Genomic DNA, 16,999 nt, shown 5'->3' with positions numbered 1-16,999 from the left:
TTTCCCTCTGGCGTTCCCGCCGGAGGGCGATTAGTCTGGACCCAAATTGTAAGTACACTGTCAATCTGGGAGGCAGACGTTGCGGATCGCCGTGATCGGCGGAGGGCCCGGCGGGCTCTATTTCGCCTATCTGTGGAAGAAGCGTCATCCCGACGCCGAGATCGACCTGTTCGAGCAGAACGCGGCCGGCGCCACCTGGGGCTTCGGCGTGGTGTTCTCCGAACAGGCGCTGGACTTCCTGCGCGCCGACGACCCCGAGACGGTCGACGCCATCGCCCCGCTTATGGAGAGCTGGAAGAACATCACCCTCAATCTGCGCGGCGAGAGCGTCGAGATCGACGGCGTCGGGTTCTCCTCGATCGGCCGGCTGGCGCTGCTGACGATCCTGCAGGAGCGCGTCCGCAGCACAGGCGTCACGCCGCGCTTCGACACCGTGGTGCAATCGGTCGATGAGCTCAGGGGTTACGACCTGATCGTCGCCGCCGACGGGCTGAATTCAATGGTCCGCCGCGGCTATGAGTCCGCCTTCGGCGCGTCGATCTCGCATTCCTCAAACAAGTTCGCCTGGTACGGCACCACGAAAACCTTCTCGACGCTGTCGCAGACCTTTGTGGCCACCGAGCGCGGCAGCTTCAACGCCCATCACTATCGCTATGCGAAGGACATGAGCACCTTCCTGGTCGAGTGCGATGCGGCGACCTGGGCGGCCTACGGCTTCGCCGACAAGAGCATCGAGGAGTCGCAGGCGATCTGCGAAGACGTATTCGCCGCGACGCTGGACGGCCACCGGCTGATCTCGAACAAGTCGGTGTGGCGCAATTTCCCGTGGATCTGGAACGAGCGCTGGTCGCACGGCAACATGGTGCTGATCGGCAACGCGCTGCATTCGGCGCATTTCTCGATCGGCTCCGGCACGCGGCTCGCGATCGAGGATGCGATCGCGCTGACCAAGGCGCTGGAGACCGAGAGCGGCATCGCCGCCGCGCTTGCCCGCTACGAGAGCGAGCGCAAGCCGATCGTGAAGAAGCTCGTCACTGCGGCGCGGACCAGCGCCGACTGGTACGAGCATTTCCCCGCGCACATGACGCTCGACCTGATGGATTTCGCCTACAGCTACATCACCCGCTCCGGCCGGATCGACGACGCGCGGCTGCGCGCGATGTCGCCCGCCTTCATGGCCCGCTACGCAGCTGCAAAGGGACAATCATGACCGGGATCGCCGACCAGGTTCCGCTGGATAATCCCGGTGCGCGCGAGATCGGCTTTACGATCCCCGAGCGCTACAATGCGAGCCGCATCCTGTTCGACAATCTCGGTAACGGGAATGCCGAACGACTGGCGCTGACCGGCCCGGCCGGCACGCGGACCTATCGCGAGCTCTGCACTGAGGCCGCACGCTGGGGCCACGCCTTCCGGTCGCTCGGACTGCAACGCGGCGACCGCGTGCTGCTGTTCCTCGACGACACCCCGGCCTATCCGGCGGCATTCTTCGGCGCGGTGCGCGCCGGCTTCGTGCCGCTCTTGATCAACACGCTGACGACGCCCGAGCTGCTGCAATTCTACCTGTCCGACGCCGGCGCGCAGGTCGCCGTCACCGATGCGGAATTCTGTGCGCGCTTCAATCTGGAAGCTTGCAAGGACACGCCGCTGCGTACGCTGATCGTGGTCAATGGCGCTGCCGGTGATCACGCGGCTGCCGAAACGCGCGAGGCCGGCGAATGGCTGCAAGGATTTCCGATCGAGCTCGACGCGGCCGACACGCACCGCAACGAGATGGCGTTCTGGATGTATTCGTCGGGGTCGACCGGCCGTCCCAAGGGCATCGTGCATCTGCAGCACGACATGGCCTATAGCGAGCGCGCCTTTGCCCGCAATGTGCTGAACCTAAAGCCCGGCGACATCTGCTTCTCGGTGCCGAAGATCTTCTTCGCCTATGGTTTCGGCAATTCGATCACGTTTCCATTTTCCGTGGGCGCCGCGACGCTGCTGCTGCCGGGCCAGCCGAAGCCGGCCGCGATCTTCTCGGCGATCGGGCAATATCGTCCGACCGTGTTCTTCGGCCTGCCGACGCTCTACATCTCGCTGACCAAGGCTGAAGGCGCCGACACCGCCGATTTCTCCTCGCTGCGGATGGCGGTCTCGGCCGCCGAAGTGCTGTCAGCCGACGTATTCAACGGCTGGAAGCGGCTCACCGGGCTCGAGATCATCGAAGGCCTCGGCTCGACCGAAGTGCTGCACGTCTATCTCAGCAACCGCGCGGAGCAAAAGAAGCTCGGCGCCGCCGGCCTGCGCGTGCCCGGCTACGAGATCATGCTGCGCGACAGCGATGGCCGCGAGGTCGGCGACAATGAGGAAGGCATCCTGTGGGTACGCGGCGATTCCGCGACCCCGCTGTACTGGAACCGGCCGGACAAGACCGCCGAGACCGTGCGCGAGGACGGCTGGATCTACACCGGCGACCGCTTCATGCGCGACAGCGACGGCTTCCACTTCTTCCGCGGCCGCGCCGACGATCTGATCAAGATCTCCGGCCAGTGGGTCTATCCGCTGGAGGTCGAGCTCTGCCTCGCCGATCACCCCGACGTCCGCGAATGCGCCGTCTACGCCGCCGAATTGCCGGACCGGCGCATGACGCTGCGCGCCGTGGTTGTCATGAACAAGGCCGACTTCGACACAGCCGAAGCGACGCGGCGGCTGCAGGATTACGTCAAGACAAAGCTGTTGCCGTACAAATATCCGCGCGAGGTCAAATTCATCGACGAGCTGCCGAAGACCGGCACCGGCAAGATCGACCGCCAGGCGGTGATGCGGATGTAGGGCGTTGGTTGATGGACGCGGCCACCGCAAATTCAATGTCGTCCCGGCGAAAGCCGGGACCCATAACCACAAATGCTTGTGGCGCGAGGGCTGGAGCCCCAGCCTGCCACAACAACAGCCATCGGTGGTTATGGGTCCCGGATCGCGCTTCGCTTGTCCAGGACGACGAGCATTAGCTGCCCCGCCATCCAGCCAAACATTCGATGTCGTCCCGGCGAAGGCCGGGACCCGACCACAAATATTTGCGGCGCGACGGCTGGGGCCCCAGCCTGCCATAACAACAGCCTTCGGTGGTTATGGGTCCCGGATCGCGCTTCGCTTGTCCGGGACGACGAGTAAGTAGCTAGCTGCCCAGCCCCGTCCCGCCATACAGCCAGGCGATGTCATCACACCACTGATCCTGCGACTTCGCGCTCATGATCGCGTTGCGGATGCGGGCGTGCTCGTCTGAGGGATGGTAGACGTGCTCGCCGATCGCGCGTGACATCAGCTGCACGCGCGCGGTGCGCGGGAAGCGTTGCGCGCTGTAGGCCTCGAACGCCGCTGTCTGGTCATCGTGACTGGCCAGCATGTGCGACAGGCAGACCGCGTCCTCCATCGCCTGGCAGGCGCCCTGCGCAAAATATTGCAACATCGGATGCGCGGCGTCGCCGAGCAGCACCACGCGGCCGTCGATCCACTGCTCGTTCGGATCGCGGTCGCACAACACCCAGAGCTTCCAGTTGGTGCCGTGGCGGATGATGTTCTGCGCCCGCTCATGGACGTGGGTAAAACCCTTCATCACCTCGGCCTTGGACACCGGCTTGCCGGCAACCGGCTCCGGCGCATTGTTGTGATAGGTGACGACGAGGTTGAACACTTTCCAGCCCGACAGCGGATAATGCACGATGTGGCATTTCGGCCCGGCCCACAGCGTGGCGGCGTTCCAGCGCAGGTCCTCCGGCATCTGCTCGGTCGGGATCACCGAGCGATAGGTGGTGTGGCCGGAGACGCGCGGCGGACCATCCGCCGTGACTTGCTTGCGGATGTTCGACCACAAGCCATCGGCGCCGATCAGGAGACGGCCGCCGATGCGCTCCCCACTCGCGAGCGTAGCGGTCACCGACGAACCATCCTGCTCGTAGCCTGTCACCTCGCTGGACACGCGCAGTTCGATCAGCTCGTGATTCTGGCAGGCGCGCAGGAACACACCGTGCAGATCGCCGCGATGCACCACGGCATAGGGATTGCCGAACCGCGCGCGAAAGGCATCGCCGAGATCGATATGGGTGATCTCGTCGGCGGTCAGCGCATCCATCAGCCTGAGCTGATCGATATAGACGGCCATGTTGCGCGCGGCCTCGCCGACGCCGAGATAGTCGAAGGCGTGGAACGCGTTCGGGCCGAGCTGGATGCCGGCGCCGATCTCGCCGAGCGCGGCGGCCTTCTCCAGCAGGATCGAGCGGATGCCTTTTTGCGCAAGGCCCAGCGCCACGGCGAGGCCGCCGATGCCGCCGCCCGCGATCAGGACAGGTCTCGTCTCCGCCATCAGCCCGACCTCCCGAGATGTTCGAGCGCATCCTCGGCGCGCAGCGGCACCCGCGACGCCTCGTTGTTGAGGTCGACGAGCTGGGTCAACAACGCCAGCAACGTCTTGCGGTCGGCCGGCTTCAGCGGCTGCAGCATTCGCGCCTGCGCCTTGTCGACCGAGGGCATGATGTCGCTCAGCACCGCCGCGCCGGCCTTGGTAAGATAGAGCAGCTTGACCCGCTTGTCCTCGGGCGCCGGCTTGCGCACGATGAACTCCTTGGCCTGCAGCCGTTCGATCACATTGCCGAGCGTGGAACGGTCGAACGCGATCACCGCCGAGAGCCTCGTGGCATCGATGCCGGGATGGGTCGAGATCGTGACCAGCGCGGCATATTGCACCGGCGTCAGGTCGAACGCCCTGCACTCCTCGATGAACAGTGCGACCGCGATCTGCTGCATCCGCCGAAACAGGTAGCCGGGCGCGGTATAGACCGCGTCCATCGTGACGGGCGCTGGTTTGTTATTCGGCATCGGGTTGCTTGTCCGGGGCGGCGTCGGCGAACGCCTTGATTTGCTTTGCCGCGGCCTCGGCCTTGAGCAGGCGCGGATAGGCCGAAACGTCGACGCCGAAGCGCCGCGCATTGGCGAGCTGCGGCACCAGGCAGAGATCGGCCAACGTCGGCGCATCGCCAAAGCAGAACGGGCCGGACTCCGCCGCGATCAGGGTCTCGCAGGCCGACAGTCCCTCGCGATTGGCCCAAGCCGCCCATTCCGTCACCTGCTCCTCGGGCAGGCCGAGCTGACGCAGCCGCGCCAGCACCTTCAAATTCTGCACCGGATGCGTGTCACAGGCGATCGCCTGCGCAAACGCCCGCACCTTTGCGCGCCGCAGCGGATCTTTCGGCAAGAGCGGCGGGTTGGGATTGGTCTCGTCGAGCCATTCGATGATCGCGAGCGACTGGGTGAGGATCGCGCCGGCATCGCTTTCCAGGGTCGGCACCAGCCCCTGCGGATTGATCGCGAGATAGGCCGGCGCGCACTGCTCGCCCTTGCGCAGATGATGCGGCAGATGCTCTGAGGTGAGCCCCTTCAGGTTGAGGGCGATCCGGACCCGGTAGGACGCGCTGCTCCGGAAATAGCCATGCAGCTTCATCGGAACCTCCCTTGCATTATTCTGGTTTGACGCGCTTTCTTTGCGCGAACCGGTATCCACTTCGCTCGAAAACGCCATGGCTTGCTTCATTGACGCTAGCCATATTGTCAGTATACTGTCAATTAAATTGCACCGACAAGAATGGGAGGCTTGCCATGGAAGCCGTGCAGAAGACCCCGGAGCGCGAGGCATTCTACAAGAAGATCGACGGCCAGAACCTCTCGGCGCTGTGGAACGTGATGAACGATCTGATCACGCCGGAGCCGAAAAGCGCCTGCCGTCCTCACTTGTGGAAGTTCGACCAGATCCGCGACTACATGAACGAGGCCGGCAAGCTGATCACGGCCAAGGAAGCCGAGCGCCGCGTGCTGGTGCTGGAAAATCCCGGCCTGCGCGGCCAGTCCAAGATCACGACCTCGCTGTTCGCCGGCGTGCAGATGGTGGTGCCGGGCGACATCGCCCCCGCCCATCGCCATGCCCAATCGGCGCTGCGCTTCGTGCTCGAGGGCAAGGGCGCGTTCACCGCCGTCGACGGCGAGCGCACCGCGATGTCGCCGGGCGATTTCGTCATCACCCCGTCGATGACCTGGCACGACCATTCCAACGAAACCAATGAGCCGATGTTCTGGCTCGACGGGCTCGACATCCCGATGGTGCAGTTCTTCGACTGCTCGTTTGCCGAAGGCGCCAAGGAAGATCAGCAGTCGATCTCCAAGCCGGCGGGCGCGAGCTTCGCGCGCTACGGCCACAATCTGCTGCCGATCGACCAGAAGCGAACCTCGAAAACCTCGCCGATCTTCAACTATCCCTATGAATACACCCGCGAGGCGCTGGAGACGGCCAAGGCCAGCGACGAATGGGACGCCTGCCACGGCCTGAAGCTGAAGTTCTCCAACCCCGAGACCGGCGATTTTGCGATGCCGACCATCGGCACCTTCATCCAGCTGCTGCCGAAGGGTTTCAAGACCGCGCGCTATCGCGCAACCGATGCGACCGTGTTCGCCGCGATCGAGGGCAAGGGCCGCACAAGGATCGGCGACCAGACCTTCGAATGGGGACCGCGCGACCTGTTCGTGGTGCCGAGCTGGCACTGGGTCACCCACGAGGCCGATGCCGACTCCGTGCTGTTCTCGTTCTCCGACCGCCCGGTGCAGCAGAAGCTCGACCTGTTCCGCGAGGACAGGGGGAACGCGTAACGATCGTCTGCGCAAGGCACGCAGCGCCCACCTCACGTCGTCCCGGCGAAAGCCGGGACCCATAACCACCAATCTTGATTGGTTGAACGCGTTGGAGCCCCAGCCTTTTTCTAACAACCACGCCCTGTGGTTATGGGTCCCGGCCTTCGCCGGGACGACACTTTGTGTGTGGCGGCAGCGCCCCCCTTACCGCCAGTGCAGCAACCGCGTCTCCAGCAAATTGATCAACTTCCCCACCGCAAGCCCGAACAGCGACAGGATCACGACGCCGGCGAGCAGCTGATCGGTCTGCATCAGATTGCCGGCCTGCAGCACGAAGGCGCCGATGCCGTATTGCGCGCCGATCATCTCGGCGCTAACGACGAGCAGCAGTGCCACTGACGCGGTGATGCGGAAGCCGGCGAGGATCGAGGGCAGCGCGCCCGGCCAGATCACGCGGCGGACAATGGCGTGGAACGGCACGTTGAAGCTTTGCGCCATCCGGATCAGATTGCGCGGCACCGCATCGACGCCGCTATAGACCGAGATCGCGGTCGAGAAGAACACGCCAAGCGCAATGGTCGCGATCTTCGGCTCCTCGCCGATCCCGAGCCACAGAATGAGCAACGGCAGCAGCGCGATCTTCGGAATCGGAAACAGCGCCGAGATGAAGGTGATGCCGACGCCGCGCGCCATCGTCGACAGCCCGATCGCGAAGCCGACCACGACGCCGGCGGCCGTGCCGATGATCCAGCCGGTACCGATCCGCATGATCGACCACGACAAGTGCTGCCACAGCGCACCCGACATCGCGAGCTTATAGATCGCGACCGCGATCGCCGACGGCGCCGGCAGGAACAGCGGATTGACCCAGCCTGCGCTGCCGGCGAGCTGCCAGAGCGCGATCACGAGCGCGAGCGCGATCCAGCCGGCATGGCGGCTGCCGCCAGACGTGAAGCCGGCGCCGCGAAACGCGACCGGGCGCGTCGTCTCTGCCGATTGGTCTTTCGCTTGCTGCGGCGCGCGGTCAAGCATGCTGGACCTCGCGCTCGGCATCGATCGCCTCCTTCCGGATCAGCGACCACAGCTCACCCTGTAGCGCGGCCATCGGCCCGCGCGCATCCGTCGTGCCGCGCTCGGCGCGCGTCATCGGAATGGTCACGATTTCCCGGATACGACCGGGGCGGCGCGACAGCACCACGACGCGGTCGGCGAGCCGCACCGCTTCCTCGAGATTATGCGTGACATAGACCGCGCCCATCGCGCCGTCGGCGAGCAGACGCACGAAATCCTCCATCAGGAGCTCGCGCGTCTGCGAATCCAGCGCCGACAGCGGCTCGTCCATCAGCAGGATCGCGGGGCGAACCGCGAGTGCCCGCGCAATGCCGACGCGCTGGCGCATGCCGCCGGACAGTTGCTTCGGATAAGCGGCGCGAAAATCCAACAGCCCGGTGCGGCGCAGCGCGTCGTCGATCACGGCGCGGCGCTCGCCGGCACTCAGACCCGTATGCAGCAGCGGAAACGCGACGTTGTCCTCGACCGTATTCCACGGCAGCAGCGCAAAATCCTGGAATACGAAGGTCAGCGGATTGAGGCTATCAGCCGGCGCCGCGCCGCGCAGCTCGGCGGCACCTTTGCTCGGCCGCAGCAGGCCGCCGAGGATCGACAGCAGCGTGCTCTTGCCGCAGCCGGACGGACCGACGATCGCGACAATCTCGCCGGCGCGCACCGTGAAGGAGACATCGTCGAGCACGTCGAGCGCGCCGAAGCGATGGCTGATATGGTCGGCGATCAGGTCCATGGCGTCATGAACTCACTGCCAGACCCGTCACCCTGAGGAGCCGCGCAGCGGCGTCTCGAAGGGTCGACGGCCCGGATGTAGCAGCTCGGCCGTCGACCCTTCGAGACGCGCGCAAGTGCGCGCTCCTCAGGGTGACGGGGATAGAGTTGTGCACGCGGTCCCACATCAATCCGCCTTCACGTAATCCTTGGCGATGATCGCATTGGCATCGAAACCCTTGTCCACGAAACCCTGCCCCTGCAGCCATTTGATCTGGTTGTCGAGGTTCTTCACGTCGAGCTTGCCGTCGGGATCGATATAGGCGCAATTGCCGACCACCTGCGCAACCGGCAGGTTGGTGTATTTGGCGATGATCTCGAGCAGCGGCCTGGTCCTGTCGTTGATCGGCGCCACGCCGTCCTTGATCGCAGTCAGGATCACGTCGTGATAGTCGTGGTCGGCACGGGTGAGCGCGGTGAGCAGCCTGGTCACCAGCGGTGCATTGGTCAGCGCCTTCGGCGACGCGAAGATCGCACCCAGCTGCCACGGCGTCTCGTCGCCGACCCAGCCGAGCAATTTCGCGCCGTTGGAATCCATCAGCGTCCGCGCGGTCGAGACCGGCAGCAGCGCGGCGTCGACGGTTTCGCCCTTCAGCGCCGCGGCCGCGTTCGACAGCGACTGCAGCGGCACCACCTTCACCTCTGACAGCTTGAAGCCGTATTTGTCGGCGAGCAGGCCGAGCGAATAATGGAAGCTGGAGCCGACCTGGGTCACCGCGACGCGCTTGCCCGCCAGATCCTTCGGCGTCTTGAGGCCGGCGGCATAGGCGTTGTTGCTGGCGAAGTAGCCGATCAGGGGATAGCCGGCCTTCTCGCGGCTCATGCCGCCGATCACCTTCAGCGTGCCCTTGCCGGCGAGATTGTAGAGGCCGGCGGTGACGGCGGTGATGCCGAAATCGACATCGCCCGACGCGGTCGCGACCGCGATCGGCTGCGCCGCGTCGAAGAATTTGAGCTCGACGTCGAGCCCGGCGTCGCGGAAGTAGCCCTTGTCCTGCGCGATGAACACCGGCGCCGAGGATGACAGCCGCAGCACACCGATCTTCGCCTTCAGGAGATCGTCGGCCCGCGCGATGCCGCTCGCGGCCCACACCAGCATGCCCGCGACTGCGAGCCGCGCCCAACCCTTCATTCCGTCCTCCGCCTAGATTCCTTCGGGCACGGCCTGATCGCGGCCGATGAACGCGCCCTGTGTGCCGAGCTGTTGTTGCAACTTTTCGACGGAAATGTCGCGCGGAATCGTATTGCCCGACAGCGCGAGCGCGGCAGCGGTTCCCGCCGCCTCGCCCATCACAAAGCAGGCACCGGAGACGCGCGCCGCCGATTGCCCTTCATGGGTCATCGAGGCGCAGCGGCCGGCGACCAGGAGATTGTCGACGCCCTCCGGTACCAGCATGCGGTACGGCAACTCGTTATAGCCGCGGCTCTCCGGGATCGGCGGAAACTCGAAGATCACATCACCCGGCACATGGGATTCCTTCGGCCAACCATTGACGCCGATCGAATCCTCGAACGAGGCCCAGCCCAGCACGTCCTCGCCTGACAGCATGTAGCCGCCGATCACGCGCCGCGTCTCGCGGATGCCGAGCTGCGGCGGCAGATCGACGATGTAGGAATTCTCGAAGCCGGGCACCGTGCGCAGGAACCTGAACGCTTCGACCGCCTGGCGGCGGCCCTCGATCTCGCCGCGCGTCATGTCGTCAGGATCGATACCGGAAATGGCGCCGCCATCGCTTCGCGTCACCTGGGTGAAATTCACCCGCCATTCGATCTGCGATTTCTGCGGCCGCACGATCGCCGACTTGCGCGGGAATGTGTGGGTGCCGGCGGCCTCGGCCTCAGCCATCAGCGCCGGGATGGTGCGCCAGGCATCGCCGGCCTTCGCTGGATCGATGCCGTTGAGGCGGAACATCATCGAGGGGTAGAGCATGCCGCCGGCATTATCGCCGACTTCATGGGGCGCACCGGCCCACACCGCGAGATCGCCGTCACCGGAGCAATCGATGAAGATGCTGGCGCGCACGGCCTGACGGCCGGCCTTGGTTTCCACCATCAGCGCACGGATATGCGAACCATCCATGACGACGCCGGCGCCGAGCGCGTGGAACAGAATGTCGACCTTGTGATGTGCGAGCAGATCGTCGGCCGCGATCTTGTAGGCCGCGGTGTCGTAGGCCTGCGCAAGGATCTTGCCGAGGATCAGATGCGGCGCGTTCAGCCCGCCGAGCCGGTCGATCCGCGCCAGGAGGTCGGAGGCGATGCCCTGCACCACGCGGTGCATCTCGCCGAAGATGTTGGCGTGCAGTCCGCAGAAGTTGGTCACGCCGGCCGCGGTGCCCATGCCGCCGAGAAATCCGTAACGCTCGATCAGGAGCGTCCGCCGTCCGGCACGTGCCGCGCCGACCGCTGCCGCGATGCCGGCCGGTCCGCCGCCCAGCACCACCACGTCGTATTCGCCATAGACCGGGACCTGCCGCGCAGGTTCTTCGATCGTGCTCGCTCGCATCATTTCCGCCCTGAACAAAGTTGATTGGGCCAACTATGAATTGATGCGGATTGCAGTACAATCTACCAAATTATGTAATCAGCTTTCGCGAATCGAGAAAGGCGAGCAAGGCAGATGGATACGCTGGTCAATCTCGAAGCCTTCCTCGCCACCGCCGATGCCGGCGGCTTTTCCGCCGCGGCGCGCAAGCTCAATATCGCGACATCCGTCGTCGCCAAGCGCGTGACCCAGCTCGAGGAGCGGATCGGCACCGCGCTGTTCTACCGCTCGACCCGCCAGTTGCGGCTGACCGAGGCCGGGCAGCAATATGTGCATCGCGCCCGCGGCGTGGTTGCCGATGTCGGCGATCTCTTGTCGCGGATGGGCGAGAAGCAGCGCGACCTCTCCGATCATCTGCGCGTCAAGGCGCCGACTTCGCTGACGGTGGCGCGGCTCGCCGATGCCTTCACGATCTTCCAGAAACAGAACGGAAGCGTGAAGCTCGAGATCGTGATGATCGATCGTCCGGTCGATCCGGTGACCGAAGGTTTTGATATCGCGATCGGCGCCTTCCCGCATTCCTTCGGCGGCGTGGTCGACGAGCCTTTGTGCCGGCTGCCGCGCCTCGTGTGCGCCTCACCGGCCTATCTGAAGACGCACGGCATACCGAAGCATCCGCGCGACCTGGTCGATCATCGCTGCCTCAGCTTTCTGCCGACCGGACCGGAATGGCCGTTCGAGGGACCGCGTGGCCGCATCAATATCCAGGTCCGCCCGATTCTCTCTTCGAACGAAGGCCGCGTGCTGACGCAAAGCGCGATCGCCGGCAACGGCATTGCGCTGCTCTCGCATTATCTGGTCGCGGACGCGCTGCGCGACGGCGCCTTGCAGCCGGTACTCACCGACTTTCCGATCCCGGAATTGTGGGTCAAGGCCGCCGTTCCCGAGCGCCGCATCGATGCCGCTGCGGTGCAGGCGCTGCTGACGACATTGAAAAAATCGCTGTCGCAGCCGCTGTGATGCGACGCCGGCCTTGCCGCTGGCATGTCGACCTGAGACAAGGGCGCGAAAGGACCGACCGCTTGAAACTCCTGACCTCAATGTCGTTTGGTCTCATCATCGTTGCGACGCCCGCGGCGGCGATCGAGACCTGCCGCTTCATCGAGGCCAAGGCGGAGCGCGAGACCTGCTACCATCGGCAAGAGCAGGAACTTGCGGCGAAGCGCAGGCCCGAGCAGCCGGTAACGCGGTCGAGCGAATCGAAGACGTTCGATCAGCTGCAGCTGATGCGCCGCGACGACGAAGAGGTCTATCGCAGCATGCGCGGCATCTGCCGCGGCTGCTGAGCTTACGCGCCGCCACCCCAGCGGCCGGCGCGCTTCTCGGCGAAGGATGCAAGCCCTTCGGCAGCTTCCGCGGTCTGGCGCTTGGCCGAATGCAGATAAACGAGGCGTTTGTAGGCCGCATCGTCCACCACCATGCCGCCGAACGAGCTTTCCATCGCGAGCTTCTTGGTCTCGGCCATCGCATCCGGGGCATTGCCGAGCAGCTGCTCGACGACCTTGGCGCCGGCGCTGTCGAGATCGGCCAGTGGCACCACCTCATGGACGAGGCCGATGCGGCGGGCATCCTCGGCGCCGAACCGTTCGCCGGTCAGCGCGTAGCGGCGCACCTGGCGGACGCCGATCGCGTCGCAGAGCTGCGGAATGATGATCGCCGCGGTCAGGCCCCAGCGCACCTCGGTGATCGAGAACAGCGCATTGTCGGCCGCGATCACGATATCGCAGGCAGAGATCACGCCGGTGCCGCCGCCGAAGCAGCCGCCCTGCACCAGCGCAACGGTCGGGACCGGTAGCGTGTTGAGGCGCTGCACCGCCTCGAAGGTGGCGCGCGATGCCGCCTCGTTCTCCTCGAACGATTTCGGCCGCACGCCGTTGATCCATTTCAGGTCGGCGCCGGCCTGGAAATGCTTGCCATTGCCGTTCAGCACGACGACGCGCACCGGCTTGGTCGAGAGATCGTCGATCGCGGCCAGCACGCCTGCAATCAGCGCGCCGTCATAGGCATTGTTGACCTCGGGACGATTCAGCGTGACGGTCGCGACCCCGCGCGCATCGAGGCTCCACAGGACTGGGCTGGCCGACATGACGTTGCTCCCTCGTTCGGCATTGCTGTTTTCTTGTACTGGCCTTGCACTATGGCGAGAGCGGATGCCTTGATCCATCACTTTCGAGCGCGCGCGACCGCGCCACGCGCATGACGGGTTGCGCGATGCCCCGCGCTTGTGGAAACTGACGGGCACGTTACGGAGAATTGTTCCACTCATGCGTATCTGCATTTTCGGCGCGGGCGCCGTCGGCAGCCACTTCGCGGTCCGGCTCGCGCGCGCCGGTCACGATGTGGCCTGCGTGATGCGCGGGCCGCATCTCGACGCGGTCAGGACCAGCGGACTTACGCTGACGATCAGCGATAGCAGCATCGCCGCGAAGGTGAAGGCCTCAGCCGATCCTGCCGATCTGGGGCCGCAGGACATCGTCATCAGCACGCTGAAGGCGACCGGCATCGGCGCGCTCGCAGCCGGGCTCCCGCCGCTGCTTCAGCGCGACACTTCAATCGTGTTCGCGCAGAACGGCATTCCCTGGTGGTACGATCTCGGCCTGCCGCCGCAGCATCCCGCGATCCCCGATCTCGGCTTCCTCGATCCCGGCGGGCATTTGCGCAGCGTCATCCCGAAGGAGCGGATCATCGGCGGCGTGATCTTTTCCTCCAACGAGGTCATCGCGCCCGGCGTTGTCGCGAACCTGTCGCCCGACCGCAACCGCCTCTTGATCGGTGAATGCGACGATCGCCAGAGCGAGCGTATCGCCACCCTGCGCGCGGCGCTCAACGACGCCGCGATCGAATCGCCCGAGGTCAAGCAGATCCGCGAGACGATCTGGTCGAAGCTATTGACCAACATGTCGATGTCGGTGCTCTGCCTGCTGACCGGGCTGACCGCGCGCGGCGTCCGCGACGATCCCGACATGCAGGACGTGATCCCGCGCCTGCTCGACGAGGCCAATGCGGTGGCGACACGCTATATTCCCGAGGTCAAGCGCGTCACCCGCTCAGGGCCGGCGCCGGACCACAAGCCGTCGATCCTGCAGGATTACGAGCTCGGGCGCGCCATGGAGATCGACGTGCTGGTGCGCGCACCGGCGGCATTCGCCCGCGCGGCCGCCATTTCGACCCCGATGCTCGACCTGATGGCCGCGCTCGCGATCCAGAAGGCGCGTGACAAGGGCCTGTATCAGGGCCGACAATCCGCCTCACCACGATAACAAGCAGGGACATCGAACCATGCAAGTCAAGGACAAGGTCTGCGTCGTCACCGGCGGCGCGAGCGGGATCGGCGAAGCGGTGGCGCGGGCCTATGCGGACGCCGGTGCACGCGGCGTCGTGGTCGCCGATCTCAAGACCTCGCGCGACAGGCTCGCGAGCGTCGCCGGCGATATCGACGGCCTCGCGGTCACCGCCGATGTCGGGCTCGAGGAGGACATCAAGGCCCTGATCGCCGCGGCCGAGGACAAATATGGTCCGGTCGACGTGTTCTTCTCCAATGCCGGGCTCTCGCGCAAGGGACACGAGACCGCGTCCGACGCCGACTGGGACGTGAGCTGGCGCGTGCATGTGATGAGCCACGTGTTCGCGGCGCGCGCGCTGGTGCCCGGCATGCTCGCGCGCGGCTCCGGCTATCTCATCAACACCGCATCCGCCGCGGGGCTATTGGCCTCGCTGAACTCGATGCCTTACGGCGTGACCAAGAACGCCGCGGTCGCGCTCGCCGAGCATCTCGCCATCCAGTATGGCGATCGCGGCATCCGCGTCTCCGTGCTCTGTCCGCAATCGGTGCAGACGGGCATGACGACGCCGGGCCCGAGTGCCGCGCGCGTCGACGGCGTGCTGCAGCCGGGCGAGGTCGCGCGCATGGTGATCGAGGCGATGGCCGAAGAACGCTTCCTGATTCTCTCGCATCCGCAGGTGCAGGAATACATGCAGCGCAAGGCCACCAATCGCGAGCGCTGGCTGTCCGGCATGCGCCGCCTGCGCGACCGGATCTATGGCGGGGTGGCGTCATAACGATCTCGCCGTCATTGCGAGCGAAGCGAAGCAATCCATATCGCCACTTGCCGAGAAATGGATTGCTTCGTCGCTATGCTTCTCGCAATGACGCAGTCACTACTTTTGGTCAGGCGCGAATCCTTCGAGCATACCGTGGTATTTTTTCGCCGCGGGCGACGCGTAAGCACCGCGGCGCGACGTCGTCAGCTTGAGGCCGGCAAGCGCTTCCGCCTGCTTCACCGCGGCGGCCACGCCGTCGACCACGGGCACGCCGAATTGCACCGACAGTTCATGGGCAAGATCGGCCATGCCGGCGCAGCCGAGCACGATGGCGTCCGCGCCCTTGTCCAGCGCCCGCGCGATCTCGGCCTTCAGCTTGGCCTTGGCGCCCGAGCCCGGCTTCTCGATATCGAGCACCGCGACGTCGCAGGCGGTGACCACCGCGCGGTCGGCAAAACCGTAGCGGCGCACCAGTTCCTCCAGCGGCACGATCGAGCGCGGCAGCGTGGTGACGATGCCGATGCGTTTGGCTATCTGCCCGGCGGTGACCAGCGCCGCCTCGCAGATGCCGACCACCGGATAGCGCGCGGCCGACCGCGCGGCATCTAACCCGGTGTCGTCGAAACATGCGACGATGCCGGCATCGGCATCGGGCGTCTTCAGCAGCGCCTCGATCAGCCCGGGAACGGCGAAGGCTTCGTCATAGAAGCCTTCGATCGAGGCCGGTCCCATCGCGGATGTGACGGCGACGATCTCGGTGCCCGGCGCGGCCACCGCCCGCGCGGCGGTCGCGATGGTCGCGGTCATCGACGCGGTGGTGTTGGGATTGACGATCAGGATCCTGGTCATGGGTGGAGAATAACATCCCTTTCGCGGCCAAGCGTAGCCCGGATGAGCCAACGGGTCGCGCGAACGCGCGCCCGATGACAGGCTCCGCGATATCCGGGACCGATCTCGCCCGCGGCATGCAGACCCCGGATGTCGCTTCGCTCATCCGGGCTACACACCTATGAATGCTTCGCCACCCAGCCCGCGAAGGCATCGAGCACCTCGGCCATCACCTCGCGGTCGTTGCGGCCGGAGCGCTTGAGGACATGGAAGGAGTGGTCGGCCTCCTGCACCGGATGCAGCGCCGCGCGATGACCCAACCCCTTCACCACGGGCTCGAGCAGGTCGAGCTCGGCCAGCGCATCGCGCGTGCCCTGCAGGAACAGCATCGGGACCTCGACGTCGGCGAGATGCTTGGCCCGCTCGCTCGACGGCTTGCCGGCGGGATGGAACGGAAAGCCGAGAAACAGCAGCCCGCGCACGCCGGCGAGCGGCGCCTTGGCCTGTGCCTGCGAGGTCATGCGTCCGCCGAACGACTTGCCGCCGGCGAACAGCGGCAGTTCGCCGCAATGGCGCGCGGCCTCCGCCACCGCGGCACGCACCGTTGCCTGCGCGACGGCGGGCGGATCGGGCCGCTTGCTGCCCGTCTCCATGTAGGGAAACTGATAGCGCAATGTCGCGATGCCGCGCTCCGCCAGGCCCTCCGCAATCGCGACCATCGAGGGATGCGTCATGCCGGCGCCGGCGCCATGGGCAAACACATAGGCGCTACGGGCCTGCGCCGGCCGCAGCAGCAGCGCGGACACCGTGCTGTCGTCCGAGACCGTGATCGTGAGCGGCTGCGCGCCTGACGTGTTCAAGATGACATCTCGAAGAATTGTTGCGCCGTTGTTTCTAGCCGCAGGCCTCGATGCGCGCAAATGCCGCCGCAACCGGCGCCCCGCAAGTGAACTGGCTCACAGCCAATCAACATTTCCGTTGGTAGACCAAGCGCCGCCACTGTAGGATGGCGCACACAGCATCACACGCTTAACGCGAACTCGTTTTTCGGCGAATTTTAACATCTCATCCATATCACGCGCGAGTACCGCG

Annotated in this window: 17 protein-coding genes; 7 read left to right on the top strand and 10 right to left on the bottom strand. The window is 65.5% G+C overall.

Annotated elements, in window-relative coordinates; genetic code table 11:
* Positions 1–79: 79 nt before the first annotated feature.
* Positions 80–1,210: an FAD-dependent monooxygenase gene (locus ACSKB9_RS26810; RefSeq protein ID WP_438076861.1), complete on the top strand. Its 1,131-nt coding sequence runs from the start codon at positions 80–82 to the stop codon at positions 1,208–1,210.
* On the top strand, positions 1,207–2,817 hold the full coding sequence (locus tag ACSKB9_RS26805) for a benzoate-CoA ligase family protein (RefSeq protein ID WP_438076859.1): 1,611 nt from the start codon (positions 1,207–1,209) through the stop codon (positions 2,815–2,817). Before ACSKB9_RS26810 ends, ACSKB9_RS26805 begins: the two co-directional genes overlap by 4 nt.
* A 343-nt stretch (positions 2,818–3,160) precedes the next feature.
* On the opposite strand, the gene ACSKB9_RS26800 is transcribed toward ACSKB9_RS26805, so the two are convergent.
* Genes ACSKB9_RS26800 through maiA form a run of 3 tightly spaced genes read right to left on the bottom strand, consistent with a single transcriptional unit; the run spans position 3,161 to position 5,479 of the window.
* On the bottom strand, positions 3,161–4,345 hold the full coding sequence (locus tag ACSKB9_RS26800) for a 3-hydroxybenzoate 6-monooxygenase (RefSeq protein WP_438076857.1): 1,185 nt from the start codon (positions 4,343–4,345) through the stop codon (positions 3,161–3,163).
* Entirely contained in the window at positions 4,345–4,857 is a 513-nt protein-coding gene (locus ACSKB9_RS26795) for a MarR family winged helix-turn-helix transcriptional regulator (protein WP_057020139.1), read from the bottom strand. Before ACSKB9_RS26795 ends, ACSKB9_RS26800 begins: the two co-directional genes overlap by 1 nt.
* Positions 4,847–5,479 carry a maleylacetoacetate isomerase gene (gene maiA / locus ACSKB9_RS26790; RefSeq protein ID WP_076832895.1) on the bottom strand — a complete coding sequence of 211 codons (633 nt, stop codon included), beginning with the start codon at positions 5,477–5,479 and terminating at the stop codon, positions 4,847–4,849. The genes ACSKB9_RS26795 and maiA overlap by 11 nt, the downstream gene beginning before the upstream one ends.
* A gap of 155 nt (positions 5,480–5,634) precedes the next feature.
* On the opposite strand from maiA, the gene gtdA reads away from it, so the two are divergent.
* The gene (gene gtdA, locus ACSKB9_RS26785) at positions 5,635–6,675 is read left to right on the top strand and encodes a gentisate 1,2-dioxygenase (RefSeq protein ID WP_438076855.1); all 1,041 of its coding nucleotides are present in this window, start codon (positions 5,635–5,637) and stop codon (positions 6,673–6,675) included.
* A 186-nt stretch (positions 6,676–6,861) separates the two neighbouring features.
* On the opposite strand, the gene ACSKB9_RS26780 is transcribed toward gtdA, so the two are convergent.
* The 4 genes from ACSKB9_RS26780 to ACSKB9_RS26765 all read right to left on the bottom strand — a co-directional run bounded on the left by ACSKB9_RS26780 (position 6,862) and on the right by ACSKB9_RS26765 (position 10,999).
* Positions 6,862–7,689, bottom strand: a complete 828-nt coding sequence (locus ACSKB9_RS26780; protein ID WP_438080413.1) for an ABC transporter permease — start codon at positions 7,687–7,689, stop codon at positions 6,862–6,864.
* Positions 7,682–8,455 carry an ABC transporter ATP-binding protein gene (locus ACSKB9_RS26775; protein ID WP_438076853.1) on the bottom strand — a complete coding sequence of 258 codons (774 nt, stop codon included), beginning with the start codon at positions 8,453–8,455 and terminating at the stop codon, positions 7,682–7,684. The genes ACSKB9_RS26780 and ACSKB9_RS26775 overlap by 8 nt, the downstream gene beginning before the upstream one ends.
* 165 nt (positions 8,456–8,620) lie before the next feature.
* Positions 8,621–9,625: an ABC transporter substrate-binding protein gene (locus ACSKB9_RS26770; protein ID WP_438076851.1), complete on the bottom strand. Its 1,005-nt coding sequence runs from the start codon at positions 9,623–9,625 to the stop codon at positions 8,621–8,623.
* A 12-nt stretch (positions 9,626–9,637) separates the two neighbouring features.
* Positions 9,638–10,999, bottom strand: a complete 1,362-nt coding sequence (locus ACSKB9_RS26765; protein WP_438080411.1) for an FAD-dependent oxidoreductase — start codon at positions 10,997–10,999, stop codon at positions 9,638–9,640.
* Between the two features lie 114 nt (positions 11,000–11,113).
* Between ACSKB9_RS26765 and ACSKB9_RS26760 the strand changes: the two genes are divergently transcribed.
* Together ACSKB9_RS26760 and ACSKB9_RS26755 are read left to right on the top strand one after the other, a co-directional pair.
* Positions 11,114–11,998 (top strand): LysR family transcriptional regulator, encoded by an 885-nt coding sequence (locus tag ACSKB9_RS26760; protein WP_438076849.1) that lies wholly within the window; start codon positions 11,114–11,116, stop codon positions 11,996–11,998.
* Between the two features lie 62 nt (positions 11,999–12,060).
* Positions 12,061–12,324: a hypothetical protein gene (locus tag ACSKB9_RS26755; RefSeq protein ID WP_438076847.1), complete on the top strand. Its 264-nt coding sequence runs from the start codon at positions 12,061–12,063 to the stop codon at positions 12,322–12,324.
* A 2-nt stretch (positions 12,325–12,326) separates the two neighbouring features.
* Here ACSKB9_RS26755 and ACSKB9_RS26750 read toward each other — a convergent pair whose 3' ends face one another.
* Positions 12,327–13,124: an enoyl-CoA hydratase-related protein gene (locus ACSKB9_RS26750; RefSeq protein ID WP_438076845.1), complete on the bottom strand. Its 798-nt coding sequence runs from the start codon at positions 13,122–13,124 to the stop codon at positions 12,327–12,329.
* A gap of 178 nt (positions 13,125–13,302) precedes the next feature.
* Between ACSKB9_RS26750 and ACSKB9_RS26745 the strand changes: the two genes are divergently transcribed.
* Positions 13,303–14,298 carry a 2-dehydropantoate 2-reductase gene (locus ACSKB9_RS26745; RefSeq protein WP_438076843.1) on the top strand — a complete coding sequence of 332 codons (996 nt, stop codon included), beginning with the start codon at positions 13,303–13,305 and terminating at the stop codon, positions 14,296–14,298.
* Positions 14,299–14,317: 19 nt separating this feature from the next.
* Complete coding sequence (locus ACSKB9_RS26740; protein WP_438076841.1) at positions 14,318–15,097, top strand: SDR family oxidoreductase; 780 nt, start codon at positions 14,318–14,320, stop codon at positions 15,095–15,097.
* 99 nt (positions 15,098–15,196) lie between these two features.
* Here ACSKB9_RS26740 and ACSKB9_RS26735 read toward each other — a convergent pair whose 3' ends face one another.
* Together ACSKB9_RS26735 and ACSKB9_RS26730 are read right to left on the bottom strand one after the other, a co-directional pair.
* On the bottom strand, positions 15,197–15,928 hold the full coding sequence (locus tag ACSKB9_RS26735; protein WP_438076839.1) for an aspartate/glutamate racemase family protein: 732 nt from the start codon (positions 15,926–15,928) through the stop codon (positions 15,197–15,199).
* 158 nt (positions 15,929–16,086) lie between these two features.
* Positions 16,087–16,767 (bottom strand): alpha/beta hydrolase family protein, encoded by a 681-nt coding sequence (locus tag ACSKB9_RS26730; protein ID WP_438076837.1) that lies wholly within the window; start codon positions 16,765–16,767, stop codon positions 16,087–16,089.
* Between the last annotated feature and the right edge of the window lie 232 nt (positions 16,768–16,999).

This window comes from Bradyrhizobium sp. BR 1433 (assembly GCF_051547665.1).
GTDB lineage: Bacteria > Pseudomonadota > Alphaproteobacteria > Rhizobiales > Xanthobacteraceae > Bradyrhizobium > Bradyrhizobium australafricanum.
This window is presented reverse-complemented; position numbering and strand designations above follow the sequence as displayed.